The organism is Halalkalicoccus paucihalophilus (assembly GCF_001593955.1).
Classification (GTDB): domain Archaea; phylum Halobacteriota; class Halobacteria; order Halobacteriales; family Halalkalicoccaceae; genus Halalkalicoccus; species Halalkalicoccus paucihalophilus.
On sequence record NZ_LTAZ01000001.1, the window covers coordinates 139,208 to 161,661 of the forward strand.

A 22,454-nucleotide genomic window follows, 5' to 3' on the forward strand; every position below is an offset into this window, starting at 1 on the left:
GTGGAAATACCCCTCGGAATCGACCCTCGTGGGGCGATCCGCCTAACCGGATCGGGCACGTAGGGGATCCATGAGCACTTCGCAGAAACCGATTCGCGCGGAGACCGGCACGGAACTCGACGCGTTGGTCGCCGAGCACGACCGCGTCCTCGCGGAGTTCTACACGAAGGGCTGTACGCTCTGTCAGTCGATCGAACCGGTACTGGGAACTGTGGCGCGGGCCACGGACCTGACGGTCGTGATGCTCAATCCCGAGACGGACCTCTCGCTCGTCGAGGAGTACGACATCAGGAGCGTTCCGACCCTAATACTGTTCGAAAACGGCGAACAAGTGGGTCGCCTCGCGAAGGGGTTTCAGGGGGCCGAGGAGATCGTCGCGTTCGTTGAGGACGGGTCGGACGGATCGAAACGTGCGGAGTCGGGCGGGGCCTGACCCCGATGGGTGGCGCTTCGGATCCGGGGCAGCGACTGTCGTGGATCGCGGCCGTCGCTGGACCCCTCGCGCTCGCGACCGATCCCGCCGCCGCGCGCTCCGCGACGGACCTGTTCGTCGAGACGGGCGGGCCGGTCGGCTACGCACTCGTCTTCCTGTTCGCGGCAATCCCATGGTTCGAGATCTTCCTCGTGATCCCGGTCGGGATCGGCCTCGGGATGAACGTCGTCGGCGTCGCCGTCTTCGCCTTCCTCGGGAACGTCCTCTCGGTCTACGCGGTCATCGCCTTCCACGACCGGGCGCGGGCCTGGTGGGCTCGATACCGGCGGACCGAACCGAAACCGCGCGAGCGGGCCGGCGGCCGAGTCCGGGCAGTCTGGGACCGCTACGGGCTGGCCGGGCTGGCGATGTCGTCGCCGATGGTCACCGGGGTGCATCTCGCGGCGCTCATCGCGCTCGCGCTCGGATCGAGAAAGCGGGCCGTCGGGGCGTGGCTGACCGCGAGCATCGCCCTCTGGACCGTGATCCTGACCGCCGTCTCCTACTACGGGTTCGGGTTCGTCGCGGGGCTCTGAGTCAGGCGCCCTCGACCAATCGTTCGAGCTGCTCGGGCGGCACCGCCCCCCGGGCTGCGTACCCGTCGTAGGCGAACGTCGGCACGCCCGTCACCCCGCGCTCACGAGCCTCGGAAAATCGCTCCTCGAGGCGTTCGCGCAACTCGTCGTCTTCGCTGGCGTCGAGGACCTCCTCCGGGTCCAATCCGACCTCCTCGGCGACCTCCGCGAGCACGTCGCGGTCCCCGATGTCCCGCCCGTCCCGCCAGAGCGCCGCGTAGATCGCCTCGTCGAACTCCTGCCAGCGCTCGGGGTGGCGCTCTTTGACGTACAGCGAGGCGGCCTGAGCGGGCAGCGAGTCGACCGCCGTCGCGATCTCCTGGGTCATCTCGACGCCGTACTCCTCCTGCAGGCGGCGGACGTTCTCCCTCGCCTGCTCGAAGTACTCCTCGTCCTTCCCGTCGGGTACCGAGTGGTCGATCTCGCCGTCGGGGCCACGCTTGTCGCTTCGCAGGTCGAACGGATGCCAGTCGAGTTCGAGGGGATCCTCCCGGGTCGCTTGGAACTGTGCGAGGGACTGTCGGCCGAGGTAACAGAACGGACAGACGTAGTCGGCGTAAATCGTGAGCCGCTCCTCCTTGGCCGTGGTTTCGCTCATGGCGCCCGTTGGGCGGCGAGCCGGTAAAGTGGCCGGGTCGCGGCGACCGGAACCTAGAACAGCGAGAGGTGTCCCGTCACGCGGTCGACCCGGTCGTCGGCGGCGGGCCCGACCGCGAGCGCCGTTACTGTACCCGATTCGAGTTGGGTGTGGCCCGCATCGCGGATCACCGCGTGGGGGACCCCCTCTCGCTCGGCGCGGTCGGCCAGTTCGAAGATCTCGCTCTCGCCCGAGGCTTTCAGAACCACCTTCTTCTGGCCGCCGCCCTTCCAGTCCGTGCGTGCCCCCGGGTCGGTGTCCTCATAGGCCGACAGCGAGGCGTGGGCGACCTGTGCGGCCAGTTTTCCCTGTCCCATACCGATGTCCGTGCGGGCGACGATCGCCTGTTTCATATCTTCACTGGCCCGGCGAGGGTTATAGCGGTGGCTACTCGTCCGCGAGAAGGATTTTTATCTTTATAATTAATCTTGTAATTATGGATGCTCCACACACTCCGCTCGTACGTCCGAAGGCATATTTCGCCCGGGATACGGCTCCGTCGTTGGCTCGTGGGGCGCTCGTCGTCGCGCTCAACTGGCTGGCCGTCACCCTCGGCCTGCTGGTAGTGCTCTATTTCATCGTGAGTCGCACGTCTGACGCGCCGCCCGAACTCCTCGGAGGTCTCAGGCGGATCCTCCCCGAACTGGTGATCGTACTGTTGGTGGGGCTCGTGGTGACGTGGCTCGCCATCGGCGGTGTGATACATCTCCTCGCGGGCGGCGAGGAGTCGTTCGGCGAGACGCTGGCGGTCGTAGCGTGGGGGTACGCCCCTGATGTCCTGCTTGCACCGATCACCGTCGTGGCGGCGTCTCTCGCGGTGCGTGACACCACGTTCGACGCCACGAGTCCGGCGACATACACCCGGGACGTCGAGGCGTTCATCGCCGGTAGCGAGGGGACGGTCGGGATCGTCCTTGCGGCCGTCGTCGCCGTCTGGAGCGCGTACATCTGGACGTACGGGGTCGCACAGATTCACGGAATCGAAACGATCCGGGCGGGCGCAATCGCCGGACTCGTGGCGCTGGTCGGGTTCGTGCTGAGCCTGTGAAACGAGGGCTTTTATTGGCGTTACGACGTTCCATCGGACATGATCCTCTCGGACGCCGATATCCTCCGCCGTCTCGAAGCGGGCGATCTGGTGATCGAGCCGATAGACGACCCAGATCTGCAGATCCAGCCCGCGAGCGTCGATCTGCGACTCGGTCGCGAATTTTTGGAATTTCAGCGCGCGAACATCCCCTGTATCCATCCCGGTAGCGAGCGCGAAGTCTCGGAGTACGTCTCCGAGACCGTCATCGATGAGGGCGAGGAGTTCGTCCTCCATCCCGGCGATTTCGTGCTCGGCACGACCAAAGAGCGCGTCGAGATTCCACCCGATCTGCTCGCGAACGTCGAAGGGCGCTCGTCGCTAGGTCGACTCGCGGTCGTGGTCCACGCCACTGCCGGCCTGTGCGATCCGGGCTATCGCGGACAGATCACGCTCGAACTCTCGAACCTCGGTACTGCTCCGGTCGCGCTTACGCCCGGGATGCGCATCTCCCAACTGGTCTTCACGGAGATGAAAAACCCCGCCGAGCGGCCCTACGGGAGCGAACGGGGCTCGAAGTACCAGGACCAGCAGGGTCCACAAGCGTCGAGGATTCAGGGTGACTCCGAGTTCGGAGGCGACCAGCGGGCGGCCGAGCGCCAGGAGGACGAGCGAGCCTCGTCGGGCTCGTCGTCCGGGGGAGAGGAGCGATGAAGTTCATCGAGGAGGTCGTCGTCGAGGAGTTCTTGCCCACCTTTCGGTCGATGCTCGCCGAGGATCTCCGAGAGCGCGGGCTGACCCAGAGCGAGGTCGCGTCGGTGCTCGGGATCAGCCAGAGCGCCGTCTCGAAGTACGCCCACGGCGAGGTCGCCCGAAAGGACGTGTTTCTCGAGGACGAGCGCGTTCGGGAACTCGTCACGGAGGTCGGAACGGGCCTCTCGACGGGCGACATGAGCCGGGTCCAGGCGCTGATCGAGGCGGAGGTGCTGATCCGGCGGCTCGAAGCCCGCGGCGACGTGCTCGCGAGCCTTCACGAGGAGGCGATGCCCGAACTCGCGGCCTACGAGGGGGAGTTCCGGATTCACGATCCCGAAAGCGAGCTTCGAACCACCGAGCGCGTCCTCTCGTCGGTCCGACGCGGGCTCAGAACCCTCGAGAACACGAGCGGGTTTGCGGGCTTGATCCCCAACGTCGGCTCGAACCTCGTCGAATGCACGCCCGACGCCGTGACCATCGACGACGTCGCGGGGGTCCCGGGACGGATCTTCGACGTGAAGGGGCGGGCGACGGTTCCCGGCGACCCCGAGTTCGGCGTCAGCGAACACGTCGCGAACGTGTTGCTCACGGCACGGGAACACGGCAGCGAGGCGCGTGCGGCGCTGAACGTCCGCTATGATCCCTTGCTGTCGGCGCTCCTCTCGGAGGGGGGCTACACGGTCATCGAGTTCGAGGGCGAGGGCGACCTCGAGGAGTCGATCGCCGGGGCGCTCGATTCGGAGCCAGAGGCGACCGTCCTCGCCCAGACCGGCGGGTTCGGGATCGAACCCGTGATCTACGTTCTTGGGAGGGATGCCCCCAGCGTGGCCGACGCGATCGAACCCCTCCTGCGATGAGCGCCGCCGACTTCTACACCCGGTGGGCCGACCTCTACGACCCGATTGCCCGAAGGATTCCGGGGATCGCCGGACTGCGGAAACGGACCGCCGAGGCACTAAAACTCGAACTGGGGGACGTAGTCGTCGAGATGGGCTGTGGGACCGGCGCGAACCTCGCCTACCTCAGGGAGGAAGTCGGACCGGAGGGCACGGTGATCGGGGTGGACTTCTCGGCGGGCGTCCTCGAACGCGCCCGCGAACACGTCGAGCGCGAGGGCTGGGGGAACGTCCACCTCGTGTGCGGGGACGCGACACAGCCACCCCTCCAGGATGCGGACGCCGTGGTCGCCACCTTCGTCGTCGGGATGTTCTCGGATCCTGAACGCGCCGTTGAGGGATGGTGTGAGTTCGTCGGTTCGGGAGGGGGGATCGCACTGCTCAACGCGACGCAGAGTCGCCGGGCGTACGGCCCGCTGGTCAACGTCCCCTTTCGGGCGTTCGTCTACGCCTCGACGCCCGGCAGGCACGAACTCGACGATCCGACGGCACTGCTCGACCGTCGCGTCGAGACCGCCCACGCGACGGTCGAACGACGCTGTGAGCGGACGGTCCATACGGACAGCGCACTGGGGTTAGTGCGCCTGACCGCCGGCCGCGTCCTCTAAGCCCTCGAACTCGGCGATGCGTTCGCGAAAACGCTCCGGGATCGGAAAGGGCGTCTCGGTTTCGGGGTCGAGAAAGACCTGTACTGATTTGGCCGTCGCCGCCCGCTCGCCGTCGGCGAGAACCTCGTACTTCATCGGGAGGCTCGACCGACCCATCTCGGGGACGGTTATCTCGACAGTCACGGACTCCTCGAGGAGAACGGGCCGTTCGTAGGAGAGTTCCAGCGAGGCGAGAACGCTGGGGACGGCGTCGAGTCCCTCCTCGAGGACCTCCGCGAAGTACTCGGTACGGGCCTGTTCGACGTAGGTCGCGTAGACCGCGTTGTTGACGTGGCCCATCGCGTCGATGTCCCGAAATCGGACCTGAATGTCGGAGGAGAAGCTACCCATTGGGTAGTTCGAAACGGATCAGAGAGATAACTCCCGCGATTCGTCGACTGTTCTGTGGTCGTCACACCTCGTAGGACTCGGCGTGTCTCGCACAGAAGGGTGGATCTCGTAGCTGCGCCTCGATCAGTTCGGGCTGGCGGTGCGCGTTGTAGAGCCGACAGCCCGGGCGCTCGCAGAAGGCCTCGCCCGTCCGGAGGTAGTGGTACGCGCTCAGGACGTACCCTCCGAGCGCCTCGGTCGTCCGGGGATCGTCCTCGACGAGGAACTCCCCGTCGACCTCGGTTTCGAGCACCTCCCGGAGCGGGGTGTCGCCGCCGAGCAAAGCGTGGCGCTGCTGTTCTCTATAGTAGGCCTCGGGTTTCGCCGGCGCTTCGTACAGTCCCGGCACCGAGATCGGAGCCGGTTGGCCCAGCACGTTCACCCGCTTGTGCCACCGCCCATCATGTGCGCCCCACGTCGCGAGCGCGCGGTCGAGCACCGGGACGTGCAGATGCGAGAGGCCTCGTTCCTCGGCGGGGAGCGCGTCGTTGAGCGCGCGCTGGACCGCGAGGCCGTCATACAGCACGCCGCCCGCGCGCTCTGGATTCTTCAGGGCCCGCTCCTCGTAGCGGACGATCCCGAGCATCGTGTTTCCCGTCTCCCGGTCGTAGGGGTCGAGCACCCGTGCCTCGGCAAAGCGTTCGGCCAGCCCATCGTGGCCGTACAGGTCGAGAAATCGCTCGCGGATCGCGACCTCGGCATCGATCCGCTCGCGAAGCCAGTCGGCGATTCCTTCGATCTCGCAGGCCGTGGTCGGCGCGCGATACAGCGTGAGACGCTCGACCATCGTTCGGGGCTCAGTCGTCGCCCGACGCTGCCGCGGCGGCTTGCCGGTCGGTCAGTTCGACGGGGTCGGCGTCCACTTCGAGTTCGTCGAGGGCGGTCTGTGCGGCGCGCTTACCCGAGAGCAACATCGCGCCGAAGGTCGGGCCCATCCGCGGGAGGCCGTACGTGGTGGCGGTCGCCATTCCCGTCACGATCAGGCCGTCGTGGGCCAGTCCGGTGTGCTCGACGACGGCGTCCTCGCTTTTCCCGACCCACATCGAGTCGTGCCCGGGGGAATCATGACCCGGCGCGCCATACGAATCGTCGCCGGTCTGATCCATACCTGTAGAACTCGCGGCGGCGTCGCCGATGCCGGGCGCGTCGAGCACGCCCCGCTCGTGGAGCTTCTTGATCGCCATCGCGTCATGGCCCGTCGCGTCGATCACCAGGTCCGCCTCGACGGCGATGGGATCGACACAGGTAATTTCTCTGGGTAGGGCATGGACCGGCGTCCAGTTCATGACGATGCCGCCCACCCTGTGATCCTCGCGAATCACGATGTCAGTGAACTCCGTCATGTTCTGCATCTTCGCGCCGGCGTCGCAAGCGGCCTTGATCAGCCCCGAACACGCTTCGGGGCCGTTCGCGACGTAGAGCCCCTCCGACTCCTGTGCGGGCTTGTAATCGACATCGAGGTCTTCTAGTACATCTTGTGCGGGCTGGCGCACCGTCACCTTGTTCATTAGGAAGCCCCCGAGCCAGAACCCACCACCCAGGTAGTTGTTCTTCTCGACGACCATCGTCTTCACGCCCCGCTCGGCGAGTTCTTTCGCGGCCATCAGCCCCGAGGGACCGCCCCCGACGATGATGACGTCAGAATCCGAGAAGTCCATGAACTCCTCGGTCCACTCCTGTCCGATCGCCCGTGTCACATCGGCCTCGCCGACCTCACTGAACTGTTCGTACTGGCTCATATCACTAGGTCGTATTACCGAGTAGTTGAAAGGTGTTGCGGTACCTCTCGGAAGGGTGAAACGACGCCTGTAGGCGGCTATTCGACGCTCCGGATCAGGTCGAGCAGTTCCTCGCGGTAGGCAGGGGGATCGAGGTCGACGGGGAGCCCGCTCGTCGGGTACGCCCCGCCCGCGATCCGGAACTCGCCCCCGTGGATCCAGACGCCGAACCACGCTTCGATACCGGCGTCGACCTCTCGTGTTTCGAATCCGGCGGCGTACTTCGTGAGGCGGATTCGGTCCCCCGAGTCGGCCCGCACCCGCTGGGTTCGCCCGCGCTCGACGGCCTCGAACCCCTGCCTTTCGAGGTCGTCGACGAACTCCCGGCGGGCGTTCGACAGCACCATCGGGAAGACGGCCAGCGGCCCGACGCCCGCCAGCGGCGGGTCGAACGTCAATCGCGTCGCGAAGAAGAAGCGCCACGGCTGGTCGAGTGCCCCGTCGGTCGCCTCCCGAACCGCCCGGCGAATGTCGGTCCGTTCGTAGAGCGCGGTATGGCCCTCGACGTCGAGTCCGGACAGAGAGAACACGGTCTCGGAGGTCCGTTCGTCGAGGGTCCACTCGTCGAGACACTCCGAGGCCACCGTCGGGAAGGGGTCGCCGGCCATGCCGGGCGTTCGGGAGCGACCGCATTAGTCGGTGTGTATATGGATCCCGAACCCGTAGCCGGGCCAATGCGCCGCCGGGAGCTACTCGTCTCGACGGGCCTCGCGTGTACGCTCGTCGGTTGTGTCGGTGGCAAGGAGGATCCCGGTTCGTCCGAGGAGCCGGAGGAGTCGGACGAACCGTCCGCCCCCACCGAGGAACCCGACCGGCCCGAGGAGGGCGAGCGCGTCGAGATCGTCGAGAGCGGACTGGTCCGACGGGACGTCGGCACCGACGAGGAGACCGTCTCGGTTAGGGGGGTCGTCGTCCCGCGAGAGGGCGTCGAGGTCAGCTACGTCGAGGTCCGGGCGAGTTTCTACGACACGGAGGGGGGACTGCTGGATACGACGATCGAACAGGTCGAGATCGACGAGAGCGAGCGCTGGGAGTTCGAGGTCACCTATCCGCAGGTGGGAGAGCGCGCCGCCGAGGTCGGGACCTACGAACTCGAAGTCGGCACCGAACTCTGATGAGCGGGGACGACTCGACGAGGACGATGGCCCGCGAGGGGTCGATCACGTTCCTCGGCAACATCGTCGGCAAGGTATTCGGCTTCTTCATGATCGCCGTCATCACCCGGCTGGTGAGCCCGTCGGTGTACGGGCTCTTTATCCTCGCGACCTCGATCGTCCTGTTCCTCCAGGCGTTCGGGAACCTCGGGCTCCCGAAGGCGATCGACTACTTCGTCCCCCAGTACCTCAGCGACGGAGAACACGACAAGGCCCGCGGGGTCATCCTCGTCGTGTTCTCGCTCGCCCTCGTGTCCTCCGCGGTCGTCGCCGGGCTGATCGTGCTTGGGGCGCGACCTATCGCCGACGCCTTCGAGGAACCCGCACTCAGGGTGGCGCTACTCGTCTTGAGCGTCACGATCCCGTTTCTCGCGGTCTACAACGCCCTGCTCGCGAGTTTCAGCGCGATCAAGCGCCTGAAATTCCGCGTCTATACGCGCGATGTCATCCGCCCGACGGTCCGGCTGCTCGCCACCGCGGGGCTGTTGCTCGCGGGGTACGGCCTGCTCGGGGTGGTCGGGGGCTATCTGATCGGGCTGGTCGCGGCCATCCTCGCCGGGGCATACTTCCTCCGGGAGAACGCCCCGGAAATCATCGGGGCAACCACCACGCGCGTCGCCTCCCAACCCCTGCTGTGGTACTCGGTGCCGCTGGCCTTTGCCGGCATCATCTACGTCTTCTTGGGCCAGGTCGACTACTTCGTCATCGGCTACTTCTACGGCTCCGAGGAGGTCGGGATCTACCGCGTGGGCTACGCGCTGGCGGCGAACCTGATGATCTTCTCGAGTTCGGTGGGCCCGATCTTCAAGCCGCTGATCGCCGAGACGAAAAACGACAGGGAGGCGGTTCGAACGCGCTATCGGACGGCCACCCGGTGGATCGCAGGGCTGACCCTCCCGGTCGCACTCGTCGTCGTCTTCGGCGCGAACGCCTACCTCTCGGTCGTATTCACCCCCCAGTACGCGGTCGCGACCGCCGCGGTCGTGATCCTCGCGGTCGGGATCACGATCAGCGCCGCGTGTGGCGGCCCCGACGGGGGCCTGCTCCAGGGGCTCGGCTACTCGCGGCTCGTCTTTCTCAACACGGCGGTCCTGCTCGCCGTCAACGTCGGCGTGAGCGTCCTGCTCGTGCCCCGCATCGGGATCACGGGCGCGGCGATCGGGACCGCGAGCGCGCTCACGATAAACGGCCTGCTGGCCGTCGGGGAGTGTCAGCACTTCCACGACGTCCACCCCCTCACTCGGGACCTCGGAAAGGTCCTCCTCGCCGCGGTCCCCGCCGCCGCCGGTGCGAGCGCCGTTGTCCTCGTCGTCGAGTCGCCGCTTCTCGTGGCGGTCGCGCTTCCGGCGGCCGTCATCACCCTCTACGTCAGTACCCTTCACCTGACGAACGCCTTCACCGCCGAGGACGGCGAGATCGCCGCCCGCATCAGTCCCGCGCTCCGTCGGGCGATAACCCTGAGTCGCCGGTAGGCGATCGGATCGCCCGTTCTGCGTCCGCGAGAGCGGCCTCGGCGTCGAACGCCGCGATCACGTCATCGAGATCCGCGTCCGACCCGCGCAGGTCGCGGGCGTGGCGCGCGATGTTCGGAATCGCGCGAACGACGTTGTCGATGATCGGTACCGTCGCCACCTGCGCCGAGCGCGAGAGGGGGTTGAGGTCGATCACGATCTCGACCTTCCCCATCGCCCCCAGCGCCTCCGCACGGTCGCCGTCCTCTAAGGGCACGAGCACCGCGTCGGCGTCGCGAATGCCGTCCGCATCCACTTTCGCGCGCTCGTGCGAGAGGTCCGGGATTCGCGCGTCGGCGGTCAGACCCTTGACCTCGCTCGCGCCGTGGTCGCGCAGGTGCTGTGCGATCGCCCGCACGCGCTCGTCGGTACGGCCAAAGAGGTTGACCTCGATGTCTGCGCCGACCGCCTCGGCGAGAGCGACCACCTCGGCGGGACAGAGCGCGGCGACGTTGCCGTTGACCGAGAGGACGGGATGACGCGCCGACAGCAGGTGGGCGGCCGCGGCGCGGGCGGCGGCGTCGGCGCTCTCGATGGTTCGCTCGCCAAGCAAGTAGTCGAAGGCCTCGCCGCGACCCTGTGCGATCAGCCCCTGTGTGCTCGTGATCCCCTTCTCGACGCCCTCTTCGATCCGGTGGCGGGTCACCAGCGAGTCGTGACGCGGGTGATCGACCGGGATGTCGGTCATACCCGTTCTCGACCAGGGAGTTACAAATCGCCTGCGTTGTCCGATCGCGGTGGCCCTGCGGCGGCCGTCGGCGGAGTCGGTTCGTCCAGAAGGGCCGCACCCGCGGCGTGGGTGTGACAGACCGACGGGTCGTAGCCCGCATCCGAGAGCCCCGTATCGAGCGCGAAGACGGTCTCCCCGAGCATCGCCATCGAGGCCTCGCCGCCCGTCGCGGAAACGTCCTCGATGGCCTCACGAACCCGGTCGGTGAGCAGGTCGGCCTTGCGAGCGAAGCGCCGCGAGGCGTACAGTAGGGTCGAAAGGGTCGGATCCTCCGTGAGAATCGAGAGCGACTGGAGGCCGGCGTCGGTCAGCCGAGCGGTGTCGCCCGAGAGCACCGACTCCGTCGAGAGCTCGCCGAAGGTCAGATACTCGATCCGAGTGCTCGCGGGGATCGCGTCGAGGCGGTTGTGCTCGGGCCCGCCGGGATCGAGCCGGATCGGAACGCCGCCGCGGGATTGGGCGACGACGTCGCCCAGACCGGTCCCCGAGCGGACCTCCGCACTGTGGGCGAGGGTGACGAGTTCGTTCTCCGAGAGCCGGCGATCGAACGCCTGGTTGGCGGCGAGCGCGGTGCCGAGCGCCAGCGCTCCCGAGACGCCAAAGCCCGCACCCAGCGGGAGCTCCGTGGTCGCCTCGACACGGGCGGTCGCTGAGAGAGAATCGAGCACTCGATCGACAGGTTCGACGACGAGTTCGGAGCCGTCGAGGGTCGTCCGGGTGCGGGTATCGGGCGTAACTCGAGTAACTCGAACGGTCACGCCGTCGGAAAGCGTCAGTCCGGCTCCTCGTGACCCGGCCTTCGTCGGGTCCTCGTCGGGATGGCTACTGAAGAAGCCGGTGACGTGTCCGGGAACGAACGCCGTCACCCCATCGTCGCTCATTGAGCGCCGTTCGCGGGCCCGCGGGTTAAGCGTTATACTCTCTCGCGCAGAACGCGGGTGATCCGGTCGCTTGAGGTCCGTCCGATCGCGTGGACGCCCCTCGCGGTCGATTTGCCGGCCTCGGCGGCCAGATCCCACGCCACGCGCTGGACGTGCTCGGCGGGGTTGCGCGACCACCGACCCGGATGCACGAGCAGGTAGAGGCGTTCACAACCGTCGGACTCGAGGCCCGCGATCAGGTCGTCGGTCGTCGAGATGCGCCCGAAGTCGGCGACGGTCGTCCCCCAGTCGCGACCCGTATCCGAGACGTAGGAGGGTTTCCCGGCGTCGTCGCTGTTGGTATCGACCGAGAGATACGATTCGGCGAGCAGGCCGTAGTCCTCGATTTCGTATCCGTTGCTCCACATGTCGAGGTTGTGATGGGGCGAGAGCGGGCTCCCGTGGGGACAGATCGTCGTGACGTCGGTGTGCTCGCGGAACTGCGCGAGGTTTCGCCCGAACCGTTCGTGTGCCGCCTCGAGGTCCCCGCGAGTCTTGACGAGGTCCTCGTAGTGATAGCCGACTTCGTGGCCCAATTCCGAGACCTCGGCGACGGTTTCGGGGCTGAACGTCGATGTACGGAAGTAATAGGAGGTCGGTACGTCGCGTTCGGCCTCGACGCGCGCCATCGAGCGCGCCGTACTGACCTTGCGGTCGACGTCGTGGCGAACGACGATGTACGGGGAGTCGTGGTCCGATCGCGTTACGTAGTCGTGGAGGGTGTAGAACGTGTACCCGTTGTCAAGCGCCGCGTCGAGCAGTCGCCCGTAGTGGTCGAAGGTGAAATCACGGACATTCATTCGGGTTCTATATCTCAATTCCATAGCTCCGAATATATATATGTGTCCTCTAACTGATGGTAAGGAGTGGCTACCAGTATGGCGTCTGAACGGGCTATAGAACGGTTCCACCGCGTTTAGATCATCTGTAATACATATTAGGCGATGGTTATGACACCGTAACAACCCGTATCAGTAATCGAGCCAGTCGTCGCGCATCCCTGCGACGTCCTCGGAGAGGTAGATCCGCGCGTCGGGGTGCTGGTCGGCGTCCTGAACGAGTTCGCCGTCCCGTCGACGGCGTTCGAGGCGCTCTTTGGCGTCCCCGCGTTCGACCCCGTCGATGACGACGATCGCGTCCAGAAGCAGTGGTTCGGGGACGCCCGTTCCGATACCGCCCTTCGGAGCGTCGGGTTCGGTGTCCGCCGATGCGGTGTCGTCCCCGATAACGGCGACGTACTCGCGGATGTCGTCGCTGTCCCCGAGTCGGTCGTGCCAGCGCCGAGGAAACAGGCTCACCCGACCGTCACCGATCTCGTAGTAGGCCTCGGCGTCGTGCCACCCCTCGTCCGTCGAGAGCCCCTCCTCGATCGTCGAACGAAGCTGTCCCTCTCCGAAGGGAAGGGCGGCGTCGTCCGCGACCGCCCGGTCGTAGGCCTCGATCGTCTCGTGGCTGATCCCGGGTCCCTCCGGGCGGTGATACCGTTCGACGATTCGGATCAGCTCCCGGTCCGAGAGGGTTTCGCCGTACTGTCGCGCCTCCTCGAGTACATGTGCGTTCGGATCAGTCATCGTCTCGATGTCGGGGCGACCGGCGAATAAAACCTCTGCCGGCAGAATTCAGGCCGCCAGCCGTTGGCGATCCTGCGAGACCCCCTTCGTCTCGCTGTCTCTCACCCTCTTCGCCTACGGGCTCAGACGTTGGCGATCCCTCGGAAACAGAACGGCCTCGCGGATGTTGCCCAGATCGAGCATCGTCATCACGAGGCGTTCGACGCCGTAGGCCCACCCGGCGTGGGGCGGCATCCCGTACTTGAACATCTTCGTGTAGTACTCGAACTGTGCGGGATCGAGCCCCTGCTGTTCGAAGCCTTCGACGAGGTGGTCGTAGCGGTGTTCGCGCTGGCCGCCCGAGACCAGTTCCATGCGCGGGTGCATCAGGTCGAAGCCCTTCGAGAGTTCGCCGCCCTCGTGGTCCTGGATGTAGAAGGGCTTGATCTCGCTTGGCCAGTCCGTCACGAAGTAGTGGCCGCCGACGTCCTGCCCGAGGGCTTTCTCTGCCTCGGTCGGCAGGTCGTCGCCCCAGACGAGCTGCTCGTCGAGTTCGCCCGTGGCGTTGATCCGCTCGATGGTCTCCTCGTAGGAGAGGCGCGGGAACCCCTCGTCGGGCACCTCGAAGTCGTCGTAACCGAGCGTCTCGAGTTGCTCCTCACAGTTCTCGGCGACACCCTCGTAGGCCGCAAGCAGCGTGCGCTCGCAGGCGTCCATCGCCTCCTCGTGGTCGATGAAGGCGCTCTCGAAGTCGATCATCGTCGCCTCGTTGAGGTGGCGGGGCGTGTTGTGCTCCTCGGCGCGGAAGATCGGGCCGATCTCGAAGACCCGTTCGAGCCCGGAACCGACCATCAGCTGCTTGAACAGCTGCGGCGATTGGTTCATAAAGGCCTCCTTACCGAAGTAGGTGATCGGGAACAACTCCGTGCCGCCCTCGGTACCGGTGGCGACGATCTTGGGGGTGCTGATCTCCGTACAGCCGATCTCCCGAAAGCTCTCGCGCACGGCGCGGAGGACCTCCGCACGGATCTCGAAGATCGCTTTGGTCTCGTCCTTTCGCAAGTCGAGCGTCCGGTTGTCGAGTCGCGTCGAGAGTTCGGCGTCGACCTTGCCCGAGGGGTCGAGCGGGAGTTCGGGTTCGGCCTCGGCGATCACGTCCAACTCGTCGGGCGTGATCTCGACGCCCGTGGGGGCCCGCGGTTCTTCCTCGACCGCGCCCGTCACCGAGACGACGCTCTCTCGCGAGAGGCCGAGGCCGGTTTCGACGAGGTCGTCGTCCATCTCCTCTTTCTCGAACTTGATCTGGATCTTGCCGCTCTTATCCCGAAGGATGAGGAAGGCGATACCCCCGAGATCGCGGATCTCGTGGACCCAACCCGCGACCGTGGCGGTCTCGCCGGGCTCGGCCTCGGCGGTGTAGGTTCGGTTTTCCATACGGAGCGTTGAGCAAAGCGGGACTTAAGCCCGGCCATTTCGCTCACCCGGCCGGCGGGAATCGAGCCGTGTTCAGACGTTCCACGTCCAGCGGGCGTCGAGCACGTATCGGTAGACCCCGCTTACGAGTATGGCGATGACGTTCGCGATCAGGTACGCGACCCCCGACCACGTGACGATGCCGTAGAGTACGCCGAGTTGGATCGGGATCGCCGATCCCCGCACCACGTTGGTCTTTACGAGCCCGTGGAGGTACTCGCCCCAGCCCGTGTTCTTCACCGCCCGAAACGTCCAGAGGTTGTTGAGGATATACTGAAAGATGATCGTGATCTCGATGGCGATCGTCGCCGCAAGCAGGTAGTGGACGCCGGCGTACTCGACGAACCCACCCAGAAGCAGCGTCTGGAGACCCGCAGCCACCGCTCCGACGATGGCGAAGCGACGGATCCGGACCGCAAAACGCCCGTCGACCGCCTGTCTGAGCAGTGCCCGAACCATCGGTTATCGGTAGCCAAGCGCCTCGAGTCGCGTTTCGACCGCCTCGTCCGTCGAGACCGGAGCCGCCCCATCACCGGTTTCGAGCGACCGTGCGTGCTCGCGGATCAGCGGGCGGAGCCGTTCGATTGCCGCCGTCGCCTTTGAATCGGGATCGGTCGAGCGGTCCCGTTGTTGGGTGGGATCCGAGGGGCGGTGATACAGCTCTCCCGTTTCGGTGTCCGTGTTCTCGATGTAAGTCCATTCGGCGGTACGCGCGCTCACCAGCAGGTCGCCGTCGTCGAGGTCGCGCGGAATCGGCTGTTGGGTGACCTCCTCGCCGCGGACCGTCACCGAGAGCACCGGCTCCTCGATCGGGGGCTCGCCGGCGTGGACCGATCCGACGAGCGAGTCGCCCGCCCACGATCTCGGGGGTGAAACGCCGAGCAGATCACAGACCGTCGGCGGGACGTCGTCGAGTCCGACCGTGCCCTCGATCCGCCGGGACTCCGTTCCGGGCGCGTCGATGATCAGGGGCACGCGAACGAGTTCGTCGTAGAGCTTGGGGTAGTGAGCGAGGTGGCCGTGGTCCTGGAACTCCTCGCCGTGGTCGCCGGCGACGACGACGGCGGTCTCATCGCGGAGGCCGTTTTCAGTCAGCGCCCCGAGCACGCGCCCGATGCTCGCATCGACCTGCCGCACCGTCGCCTGATAGAGCGTCCGCAGGTCCGCGAGGGTTCGCTCGCCGACGTCCTTGCCGAGGCCCGCCCGGGCGTGGGCCAACAACATCTGCGGGGTACCGAGCGTCGAGTCCGAAACCTCCCGGAAGTGCCGCGGTGCGGGCGCATACGGCGTGTGGGTGTCCATGTAGTGGATCCAGAGGAAGAAGGGGTCATCGCGGTCCTCGACGAACGTCTTGGCCCGGCGCTCGACGTCGAGCATCCGCGAGGGATCCATGAAGGGGTGGTCGTCGTCGCCGCCCCGAGCCCGCGAGAGGAGGCGCCGCACCGGCGAACTCGCGAGTTGGAGCCACGCCTCGACGGTCGGGTGGGCCGCGAGATACCGCCCGTAGAGCGACCCGGCGTCTGCGACGAACGACTCGAACTCGTCGAACCCGTCGTCGTACCCCCAGTGGTCGGTGAGAAACCCGTTCGCGGCGTTGAACCCGCCCGTGGCGATCCCGGCATCCGAGAGCGTCTCGGCGAGCGTCTCGCTCTCGGTGACGCCGATGGCTCCCGAGTCGGCGAAGACGGGACGGGACGCGAGCAGCCCCGGGAACGAAAACGGCGTCCAGTTGCCGGTCGCAAAGGCGTGCTCGAAAACGGCTCCACGGTCGGCGAGGCGCCCCAACACCGGCGTGCGATACTCGTCGGTGTACGGTTCGACCGCGTCCGTACGGAGCGAGTCGACCGTGATGAGGACGACGTTGGTCGGATCTGTAGTACCTGTCATACGGAACGCGACCGGTATCAATCCGGCGATCGTCCCGAACCCCCGACGGAACGACGGTGTTCGTCCGGAGACGCCGAACTCGACCGGTCTGCTGGGCGACAGTAGCGGTGGTACCCTACTTAACCTTCTGATATCGGTGGCCTATCCGCTGTTGGGGACCTCCGTTCGGGCGTCTTTCGCACCCTCGACCGTCTCCTCGACCGCCCCACAGCCCTCGTCGTGCAACAAGTTGCCGACGACGACGACGTCGGCATGCTCGGCCATCGCCTTCGCTGAGTCGTAGTCGTGGATGCCGCCGCCGTAAAAGAGGGTCGCCTCGTCGAGTGCCTCCCGGGCCGCCCGGACCTTCTCCGGGTCGCCGAAGGTCCCCGAGTACTCGATATAGACGATCGGTTGGCCGAACATGTGCTCGGCGAGTTCGGCGTAGGCAGCGACGTCCTCGGCCGATTGATCGCAGTCCGCCCCCGTGAGTTCGGCGACGCTCGCCTCGGGGTTGAGCACGATATACGCCTCGGTGAACGTGCGATCCCAATCGATGTCGTCGAGACGAACCCACTCCTTGTGTGCGCCGACGACCCACGAGACGTCGCCCGCGTTGAATACAGTCGGAACGAGATAGCCGTCCAACGCCTCGTCCTCGACGACGACCGCGGGGTTCGACGGCTCCTGATACAGCGAGACGTCGTACTTCGCACAGGCGTCGATCACCCGCTGCATCTTCTCCTCGGTCATGTCCAGCGTCCCCCCAATCTCGATGGCGTCGGTCCCCGTCCGGCAGACGTCCTCGAAGGTATCGCCGGGGGCGAGGTCCTTGTCGGGATCGACCTTGACGATGTGATCCCAGTCGGTCCACGGCGCGCTCATAGGAACTCAATTCTAAGGACGCGCTAAAACCCCTTCGGTGGGTCCGAGAGAATCGAGTAGCCATCGTTTTCCTCCCGCAGTCGAATCCACCGATATGACCGACGAACCCGACCGCAACGTCTACGGCACCGAACTCCGACCCTGTAGTGCCGAGCCCGAGACGGGCTTCCTGCGCGACGGACACTGTCGGCATCTCCGGCGGGATCCGGGTCGCCATGAGGTCTGTGCGGTGCTGACCGAGGAGTTCCTCCAGTTCAGCAAGAGCCAAGGAAACGACCTGATGACCCCCCAACCCGAGCTGGACTTCCCTGGGCTCGAACCGGGCGACCGGTGGTGTCTCTGTCTGCCCCGGTGGATCGAGGCCCGCGAGGCCGGACACGCACCACGGATCGTGCTCGAAGCGACCCACGAACGGGTGCTCGACGAGATCGACCCCGATACGCTGCGCGAGTACGAGTTCGATCCCCGAGACGAGAGCGACTGACCGCTCAACCGGCTTTCGCCTGCCACTTGCGGACGCGCTCCTCGCTGATCCCCTCGACCTCGTCGGCGACCATCTCGGCCTCCGCGTTCTTGAGATCGGTGACGCTCTCGACGCCCGCCGCCGCGAGCTTCTCCGCGGTCTTCGCACCGACGCCCTCCAGCGACTCAAGATCGGTCCCCGAGTCGTTCTCCCGCTCCTGGTACTCCCGATAGTTACAGATCGGACAGCCGAGTTCCCACGGTTCGTCGCCCGAGTGCACCAGCAGTTCGGGCAGGCCGTGTTCCTCACAGTGTTCGTCGGTGATCTCGATCTCGCCACGGCGCGGAAGGGGAAGGGAGTACTCGCAGTCGGGATAGCGAGTACAGCCCACGAGGCGCGAGCCGTTGCGGAGCTGTTTGATCGCGAGTTCGCCGTCGTGTTCGGCACCGCAGTTGGGACACACCCCGATGATCCGGTCCTTCTCGGCGTCGGCCTCGTCGGCTTTGCACTGGGGACAGCCGTGGACGAACGTGCCTCGGCCCGCGAGCATCTTCACGTGGCGCAGGTCGTGTTCCTCGCAGGTCTCGTCGAGGATCAGTGGTTTCCCCGTATTGGGCAGGGGAAGGGTATACTCGCAGTCGGGATAGCCGTCACAGCCCACGAAGTACGAGCCCCGCCGGGACCGCCGAATCAAGAGATCGTGGCCCGATTCGGGACACGGCCCCAGCGTCTTGTCGGCCTTCAACGATTTCTGGATGTGGTCGCCGATCTCCTCGCGAGACTCCATCAGGTCGTCGAACACCCGTTCGAGCATCTCGCGGGACTCCCCTGCGACCTCGTCCAGGTCCTTCTCTCCGGTCGCGATCGCATGCATGTCGTCTTCGAGCTGGGCGGTCATCGCCTCGCTCACCACGCGGTCGGCGTACTCCTCGCCGGCCTCGACGACCGCCGTCGCCAGTTTCGTCGGCCGCGGCGGGTCGTTCTCGATGTAGCCCCGGTCGTAGAGCTTCTCGATCGTGTTGTGTCTCGTACTCTTCGTTCCGATCCCCATCCCCTCCATCGTCTCGATCAGGCGCGACTGGCCGTATCTCCTCGGGGGCTGGGTCTCCTTGTCCTCGATCCGGACCTCGGTGATCGCGAGTGATTCGCCCTCCTCAACGGCAGGAACGAAGTTCTCGTTCGTGCTGAAGTAGGGGTAGACGGCGTGATAGCCCGGCTCGACGAGCCGTTTGCCGTTGGCTTTCAGGCGATGTTCGCCCACCCCGAGAACGACCTTGAGGTGCTCCCAGCGCGCGGGATCGGCGACGGTCGCGAAGAAGCGCCGCACGACGAGTTCGTAGACCTCCCATTCCGCGTCGGAAAGCTCGCCCTTCGTCGGCAGCTCCTCGGTCGGGTGGATCGGTGGGTGGTCGGTCGTCTCCTCGTCGCCCTCCGTGGGGCTGATCTCCTCACGCTCCAACAGCGTTTCCGCGTCCTCGCCGAAGGTGCGGTTCCCGGTGAACGCACCGAGCAGTTCCCGGGGATCGAGGTCCTCGGGATACACCGTGTTATCAGTACGAGGATAGGTGATGTAGCCCGCCGTATAGAGGTCTTCCGCGATGCTCATCGCGCGTTTCGCCGAATAGCCGATCGAACTCGCCGCACGAATGAACTGGGTGGTGTTGAACGGGGCAGGCGGGTCGTCGGTGCGGGTTCTGCGCGAAACCGACTCGACGCCGGCCTCGCTGGCTTCCTGTAGCGCGCCGTAGACGGCCTCGGCGCGCTCCTCGTCCCAGACGCGTTCGGCCTCGTTGCCCTCGTCGTCGAGATAGTAGTACTGCGCGTCGAAGCTCTCCTCCCCTTTGACGAGGTCCGCGAAGATCTCCCAGTAGGCCTCGGGGTCGAACGCCTCGATCTCGCGTTCCCGGTCCACGATCAGCTTGAGGGTGGGCGTCTGGACCCTCCCGACGGAAATGAAATCGTCGCCTAGTTGGCGTGCCGAAAGCGAGAGGAAACGGGTCAGCGCCGCGCCCCACACGAGGTCGATGACCTGCCGTGCCTCGCCCGCCGCCGCCAGATCGAAGTCGATCTCGGCGGGGTCGTCGAAGGCACTTTTGACTTCGCCCTCGGTGATCGAGGAGAAGCGCACGCGATCGATCTCGGCGTCCTCGTTGACGTCGCGGACGATCTCGTAGGCCTCCTTGCCGATGAGTTCGCCCTCCCGATCGTAGTCGGTCGCGATCGTCACCCGGTTCGCGTCCCGGGCGAGCAGCCGGACGGTGCGGACGATGTTCTCCTGAGTGGGGGTCTTCTCGACGTCGGCGTCGATCAGTTCGACGGGTTCGACGTCGCGCCAGTCGCTGTATTCCGAGGGGAAGTCGACGGCGACGACGTGGCCCGACAGACCGATACAGCGTGTCCCGCCCCAGCGGTAGACGTTGACGCCGTTTCGCCGTTCGACCTCCGCGGAGTCGCCGCTGAGAATGGCGGCGATCCGGCGGGCGGCGTTGTCCTTCTCGGTGATTATCAGTTCCATGACCCGGTTTGGCGGCGATACGCCGAGACGGAGCCTAAACGTTTCGCGTCGAGAAGGGGTCGGCACGGATATCGGCGAGTCGTTGGGATCGGAACCCCCTTGCCCGGAGGGCGATAACGGACGACGGAATGGGACGGGGAAACGAGGTGGCGCGGGAGATCGTAGCGGAGGCGCGCCGACACAACCTCTCGTTTCTGGCGGGCAGCCTCGCGTTCTACGCGTTCGTCTCGCTGTTGCCGCTGTTGTTGCTCGTCCTGCTCGCAGCCACGCTGTTCGCGGGCGACACCGTCGCGAACTACCTCGTAGCGCTGACGCGTCTGTATCTCAGCCCGGCGGGTCAGAACCTGATCGCCAACGCCATCACCGACGCGGCGGGCTGGGCCGGAGGATCGCTCGTCGGCCTTGTGGTGTTGGTATGGGCGGCCTTTCAGATGTTCCTCGGGCTCGACATCGCGTTCGGACAGATCTACGAGACCGAACCGGCCGAACAGCCCATCAGAACGCGGGTTCGAGACGGTCTCGTCGTCCTGTTCGCGGTCGTGCTCACGCTCGTCGCCGCCGTCGGGACGGTGGCCGCGTTCACGCTCCTCCCGGATTTCAGGTTCTCGGGCGCGATCGACATGCTGTTGCTCGTCTGTGGGCTTCTGATCGCCTTCTACCCGCTGTACTACGTCTTTCCGAACGTGGACGTCACGCCGCGGGAGGTGCTGCCGGGTGCGGTGTTTGCGGCCGTCGGTTGGACGCTGCTCCAGTCGCTGTTTCAGTTCTACGTCTCGGTGACGACGCTGGCGGCCGTCTTCGGCGTGATCAGCGGCGCGTTGCTCTTCTTGCTCTGGCTGTATTTCGGTGCGCTCATCCTGCTTTTGGGGATCGTCCTCAACGTGGTGGTGGCGGGCCGGGCTACGTAGTGTTCTCCTCGACCTCCCAGTCGAGGGTGACGGTGACCGTCTCGCGCTCGCCGCCCAGCATCGGCGAGCGCTCCTCGACAGTGATGTCGTACTCGATGACCGAGGCGGGATCGAGCGCGACGCTCTTGTTGCCGACCGTGATGTCCGCCGGCCCCTCGCCGCGGATCTCCCGGGCCAGCGTCTGGAGGTTGTCTGCGACTTCGTTGCGCGAGAGGTCCTGCTCGTCGGACGTTTTGTCTGACATACACGTACGGGTTCGACCGCGAGCGACATAGTGGTTTACCCGGCAACAGGTGTGTCCGGTGGCGATCGAATCCGACCCTGGGGCCGCCCCGATAAACGGTAAAGGGGGTGGGACACCAACGCCAACCATGACACTGTACGATCACGTCCTGGTCCCGGTCGACGGCAGCGACGAGGCGACGCACGCGGCGAGACGTGGCCTCGAACTCGCCCGTCAGTTCGGCGCGACCGTCGACGTCCTCCACGTCGTCGGGCGAAAGACGCTCCGGCTCACGGAGACGGCCGACGAGAGGAGGCGGCTTCGAGAGCGCGGCGAGCGTGTCCTCGACGAGATCGAGGAACTCGCCTCGGAACTCGACCAGCCCGTTACGACCGAACTGACGGAGGGAACGCCCGCATCACGGATCGGCGAGTACGCCGAGGAACGAAACGCCGACCTCGTCGTCATCGGGAGGCAGGGGGTGACGGGGCTCGGAAAGCGACTGCTCGGCGGCGTCACCGAGGGGGTCCTCGCCACCAGCGACGTCCCCGTGTTCGTCGTCCCCCACGGGGACCGGACCACCGAAGACGAAGACGCGGACTACGCGCGCGTTCTTCTCCCGACGGACGGGAGCGAGAACGCGACAGCGGCCGCTCGACACGCCGCGACGGTCGCACGGACCTACGGGTCGACTGTTCACGTCCTAAACGTCGTTGACCTCCAGGCGTCGGGTGGGCTGTTCAGCGCGGGCGGCCTCGAACGGGAGTTCGTCGAGCGGCTCGAATCAGAGGGTCAGGAGGCCATCGAGGAGGTCGCGGACGAGGTCGCGGGGACGGCCTCGGGAGTCGAGGTCCGAACCGCCGTCGAGCGGACGACCTCGTTCGAGGGTGCCGCTGCGGGGATCCACGAGTACGTTACCGACAACGACATCGACCTCGTCGTCATGGGGTCGCACGGGCGGTCGAACCTCCAACGCCAGGTCATCGGGAGCGTGGCCTCGACCGTCCTCCGGACGGTTGACGTGCCCGTAGTGGTCGTCACGCGACCGTCGCCGTAGGCAGGGAACCTCGGGCGTAGC

At 66.1% G+C, this 22,454-nt stretch carries 27 protein-coding genes; 11 read left to right on the forward strand and 16 right to left on the reverse strand.

Features of this window, described 5'->3' with window-relative positions; all coding sequences use genetic code 11:
- Positions 1–70 precede the first annotated feature (70 nt).
- Positions 71–433: a thioredoxin family protein gene (locus HAPAU_RS00710; RefSeq protein WP_066378294.1), complete on the forward strand. Its 363-nt coding sequence runs from the start codon at positions 71–73 to the stop codon at positions 431–433.
- A gap of 5 nt (positions 434–438) precedes the next feature.
- Positions 439–1,008, forward strand: coding sequence for a small multi-drug export protein (locus tag HAPAU_RS00715; protein ID WP_084383638.1), 570 nt, complete (start codon positions 439–441; stop codon positions 1,006–1,008).
- 1 nt (position 1,009) lies between these two features.
- Here the strand turns inward: HAPAU_RS00715 and HAPAU_RS00720 are convergent, their stop codons facing one another.
- Both HAPAU_RS00720 and pth2 read right to left on the reverse strand, forming a co-directional pair.
- Positions 1,010–1,645 carry a DsbA family oxidoreductase gene (locus tag HAPAU_RS00720; RefSeq protein WP_066378296.1) on the reverse strand — a complete coding sequence of 212 codons (636 nt, stop codon included), beginning with the start codon at positions 1,643–1,645 and terminating at the stop codon, positions 1,010–1,012.
- A gap of 53 nt (positions 1,646–1,698) precedes the next feature.
- The gene (gene pth2, locus HAPAU_RS00725) at positions 1,699–2,037 is read right to left on the reverse strand and encodes a peptidyl-tRNA hydrolase Pth2 (RefSeq protein WP_066378298.1); all 339 of its coding nucleotides are present in this window, start codon (positions 2,035–2,037) and stop codon (positions 1,699–1,701) included.
- Positions 2,038–2,120: 83 nt separating this feature from the next.
- Between pth2 and HAPAU_RS00730 the strand changes: the two genes are divergently transcribed.
- From HAPAU_RS00730 to HAPAU_RS00745, 4 genes are read left to right on the forward strand one after another with little or no spacing between them, the layout of a single operon-like run.
- The gene (locus HAPAU_RS00730; protein ID WP_084383639.1) at positions 2,121–2,732 is read left to right on the forward strand and encodes a YIP1 family protein; all 612 of its coding nucleotides are present in this window, start codon (positions 2,121–2,123) and stop codon (positions 2,730–2,732) included.
- A gap of 39 nt (positions 2,733–2,771) precedes the next feature.
- Positions 2,772–3,425, forward strand: coding sequence for a dCTP deaminase (dcd, locus tag HAPAU_RS00735; RefSeq protein ID WP_066378305.1), 654 nt, complete (start codon positions 2,772–2,774; stop codon positions 3,423–3,425).
- Positions 3,422–4,324 (forward strand): thiamine-phosphate synthase family protein, encoded by a 903-nt coding sequence (locus tag HAPAU_RS00740; RefSeq protein WP_066378307.1) that lies wholly within the window; start codon positions 3,422–3,424, stop codon positions 4,322–4,324. The genes dcd and HAPAU_RS00740 overlap by 4 nt, the downstream gene beginning before the upstream one ends.
- On the forward strand, positions 4,321–4,971 hold the full coding sequence (locus HAPAU_RS00745) for a class I SAM-dependent methyltransferase (protein ID WP_066378308.1): 651 nt from the start codon (positions 4,321–4,323) through the stop codon (positions 4,969–4,971). The genes HAPAU_RS00740 and HAPAU_RS00745 overlap by 4 nt, the downstream gene beginning before the upstream one ends.
- Here HAPAU_RS00745 and HAPAU_RS00750 read toward each other — a convergent pair.
- From HAPAU_RS00750 to HAPAU_RS00765, 4 genes are all read right to left on the reverse strand, one after another.
- Positions 4,939–5,361 (reverse strand): acyl-CoA thioesterase, encoded by a 423-nt coding sequence (locus HAPAU_RS00750; RefSeq protein WP_066378309.1) that lies wholly within the window; start codon positions 5,359–5,361, stop codon positions 4,939–4,941. The two genes, HAPAU_RS00745 and HAPAU_RS00750, sit on opposite strands and share 33 nt — an antisense overlap.
- A 61-nt stretch (positions 5,362–5,422) precedes the next feature.
- Positions 5,423–6,187 carry a DUF7001 family protein gene (locus HAPAU_RS00755; RefSeq protein WP_066378310.1) on the reverse strand — a complete coding sequence of 255 codons (765 nt, stop codon included), beginning with the start codon at positions 6,185–6,187 and terminating at the stop codon, positions 5,423–5,425.
- Between the two features lie 10 nt (positions 6,188–6,197).
- Positions 6,198–7,139 (reverse strand): sulfide-dependent adenosine diphosphate thiazole synthase, encoded by a 942-nt coding sequence (locus tag HAPAU_RS00760; RefSeq protein WP_066378311.1) that lies wholly within the window; start codon positions 7,137–7,139, stop codon positions 6,198–6,200.
- Positions 7,140–7,216: 77 nt separating this feature from the next.
- Complete coding sequence (locus tag HAPAU_RS00765) at positions 7,217–7,786, reverse strand: hypothetical protein (RefSeq protein WP_066378312.1); 570 nt, start codon at positions 7,784–7,786, stop codon at positions 7,217–7,219.
- A gap of 39 nt (positions 7,787–7,825) precedes the next feature.
- Between HAPAU_RS00765 and HAPAU_RS00770 the strand changes: the two genes are divergently transcribed.
- Both HAPAU_RS00770 and HAPAU_RS00775 read left to right on the forward strand, forming a co-directional pair.
- Positions 7,826–8,293, forward strand: coding sequence for an FxLYD domain-containing protein (locus tag HAPAU_RS00770; RefSeq protein WP_245634002.1), 468 nt, complete (start codon positions 7,826–7,828; stop codon positions 8,291–8,293).
- Positions 8,293–9,804: a flippase gene (locus HAPAU_RS00775; protein WP_066378315.1), complete on the forward strand. Its 1,512-nt coding sequence runs from the start codon at positions 8,293–8,295 to the stop codon at positions 9,802–9,804. Before HAPAU_RS00770 ends, HAPAU_RS00775 begins: the two co-directional genes overlap by 1 nt.
- On the opposite strand, the gene HAPAU_RS00780 is transcribed toward HAPAU_RS00775, so the two are convergent.
- The 8 genes from HAPAU_RS00780 to HAPAU_RS00815 all read right to left on the reverse strand — a co-directional run bounded on the left by HAPAU_RS00780 (position 9,761) and on the right by HAPAU_RS00815 (position 17,267).
- Entirely contained in the window at positions 9,761–10,531 is a 771-nt protein-coding gene (locus tag HAPAU_RS00780; protein WP_066378316.1) for a 4-phosphopantoate--beta-alanine ligase, read from the reverse strand. The genes HAPAU_RS00775 and HAPAU_RS00780 overlap by 44 nt on opposite strands.
- Positions 10,532–10,551: 20 nt before the next feature.
- Positions 10,552–11,454: a pantoate kinase gene (locus HAPAU_RS00785; RefSeq protein ID WP_066378318.1), complete on the reverse strand. Its 903-nt coding sequence runs from the start codon at positions 11,452–11,454 to the stop codon at positions 10,552–10,554.
- Between the two features lie 32 nt (positions 11,455–11,486).
- Positions 11,487–12,293, reverse strand: a complete 807-nt coding sequence (locus HAPAU_RS00790; RefSeq protein WP_066378320.1) for a hypothetical protein — start codon at positions 12,291–12,293, stop codon at positions 11,487–11,489.
- Positions 12,294–12,464: 171 nt separating this feature from the next.
- Positions 12,465–13,064, reverse strand: a complete 600-nt coding sequence (locus HAPAU_RS00795) for a hypothetical protein (protein ID WP_066378322.1) — start codon at positions 13,062–13,064, stop codon at positions 12,465–12,467.
- Between the two features lie 114 nt (positions 13,065–13,178).
- Positions 13,179–14,477 (reverse strand): aspartate--tRNA(Asn) ligase, encoded by a 1,299-nt coding sequence (gene aspS, locus HAPAU_RS00800; RefSeq protein ID WP_066378324.1) that lies wholly within the window; start codon positions 14,475–14,477, stop codon positions 13,179–13,181.
- Between the two features lie 72 nt (positions 14,478–14,549).
- Positions 14,550–14,975: a GtrA family protein gene (locus tag HAPAU_RS00805; protein ID WP_066378325.1), complete on the reverse strand. Its 426-nt coding sequence runs from the start codon at positions 14,973–14,975 to the stop codon at positions 14,550–14,552.
- A gap of 3 nt (positions 14,976–14,978) precedes the next feature.
- On the reverse strand, positions 14,979–16,403 hold the full coding sequence (locus tag HAPAU_RS00810) for a sulfatase-like hydrolase/transferase (RefSeq protein ID WP_066378326.1): 1,425 nt from the start codon (positions 16,401–16,403) through the stop codon (positions 14,979–14,981).
- Between the two features lie 141 nt (positions 16,404–16,544).
- Positions 16,545–17,267, reverse strand: a complete 723-nt coding sequence (locus HAPAU_RS00815; protein ID WP_066378328.1) for a phosphoglycerol geranylgeranyltransferase — start codon at positions 17,265–17,267, stop codon at positions 16,545–16,547.
- A 94-nt stretch (positions 17,268–17,361) separates the two neighbouring features.
- Here HAPAU_RS00815 and HAPAU_RS00820 point away from each other — a divergent pair, with 94 nt between their 5' ends.
- Positions 17,362–17,751 carry a DUF2237 family protein gene (locus HAPAU_RS00820; RefSeq protein WP_066378330.1) on the forward strand — a complete coding sequence of 130 codons (390 nt, stop codon included), beginning with the start codon at positions 17,362–17,364 and terminating at the stop codon, positions 17,749–17,751.
- A 4-nt stretch (positions 17,752–17,755) separates the two neighbouring features.
- Here the strand turns inward: HAPAU_RS00820 and HAPAU_RS00825 are convergent, their stop codons facing one another.
- Entirely contained in the window at positions 17,756–20,245 is a 2,490-nt protein-coding gene (locus tag HAPAU_RS00825) for a DNA topoisomerase I (RefSeq protein WP_066378332.1), read from the reverse strand.
- 128 nt (positions 20,246–20,373) lie between these two features.
- Between HAPAU_RS00825 and HAPAU_RS00830 the strand changes: the two genes are divergently transcribed.
- The gene (locus tag HAPAU_RS00830; protein ID WP_066378333.1) at positions 20,374–21,153 is read left to right on the forward strand and encodes a YihY/virulence factor BrkB family protein; all 780 of its coding nucleotides are present in this window, start codon (positions 20,374–20,376) and stop codon (positions 21,151–21,153) included.
- On the opposite strand, the gene HAPAU_RS00835 is transcribed toward HAPAU_RS00830, so the two are convergent.
- Complete coding sequence (locus HAPAU_RS00835; RefSeq protein WP_066378335.1) at positions 21,146–21,397, reverse strand: amphi-Trp domain-containing protein; 252 nt, start codon at positions 21,395–21,397, stop codon at positions 21,146–21,148. The two genes, HAPAU_RS00830 and HAPAU_RS00835, sit on opposite strands and share 8 nt — an antisense overlap.
- Positions 21,398–21,530: 133 nt before the next feature.
- Here HAPAU_RS00835 and HAPAU_RS00840 point away from each other — a divergent pair, with 133 nt between their 5' ends.
- A complete protein-coding gene (locus tag HAPAU_RS00840) occupies positions 21,531–22,433 on the forward strand; it encodes a universal stress protein (RefSeq protein WP_066379363.1) in 903 nt (300 codons plus the stop codon).
- Positions 22,434–22,454 lie beyond the last annotated feature (21 nt).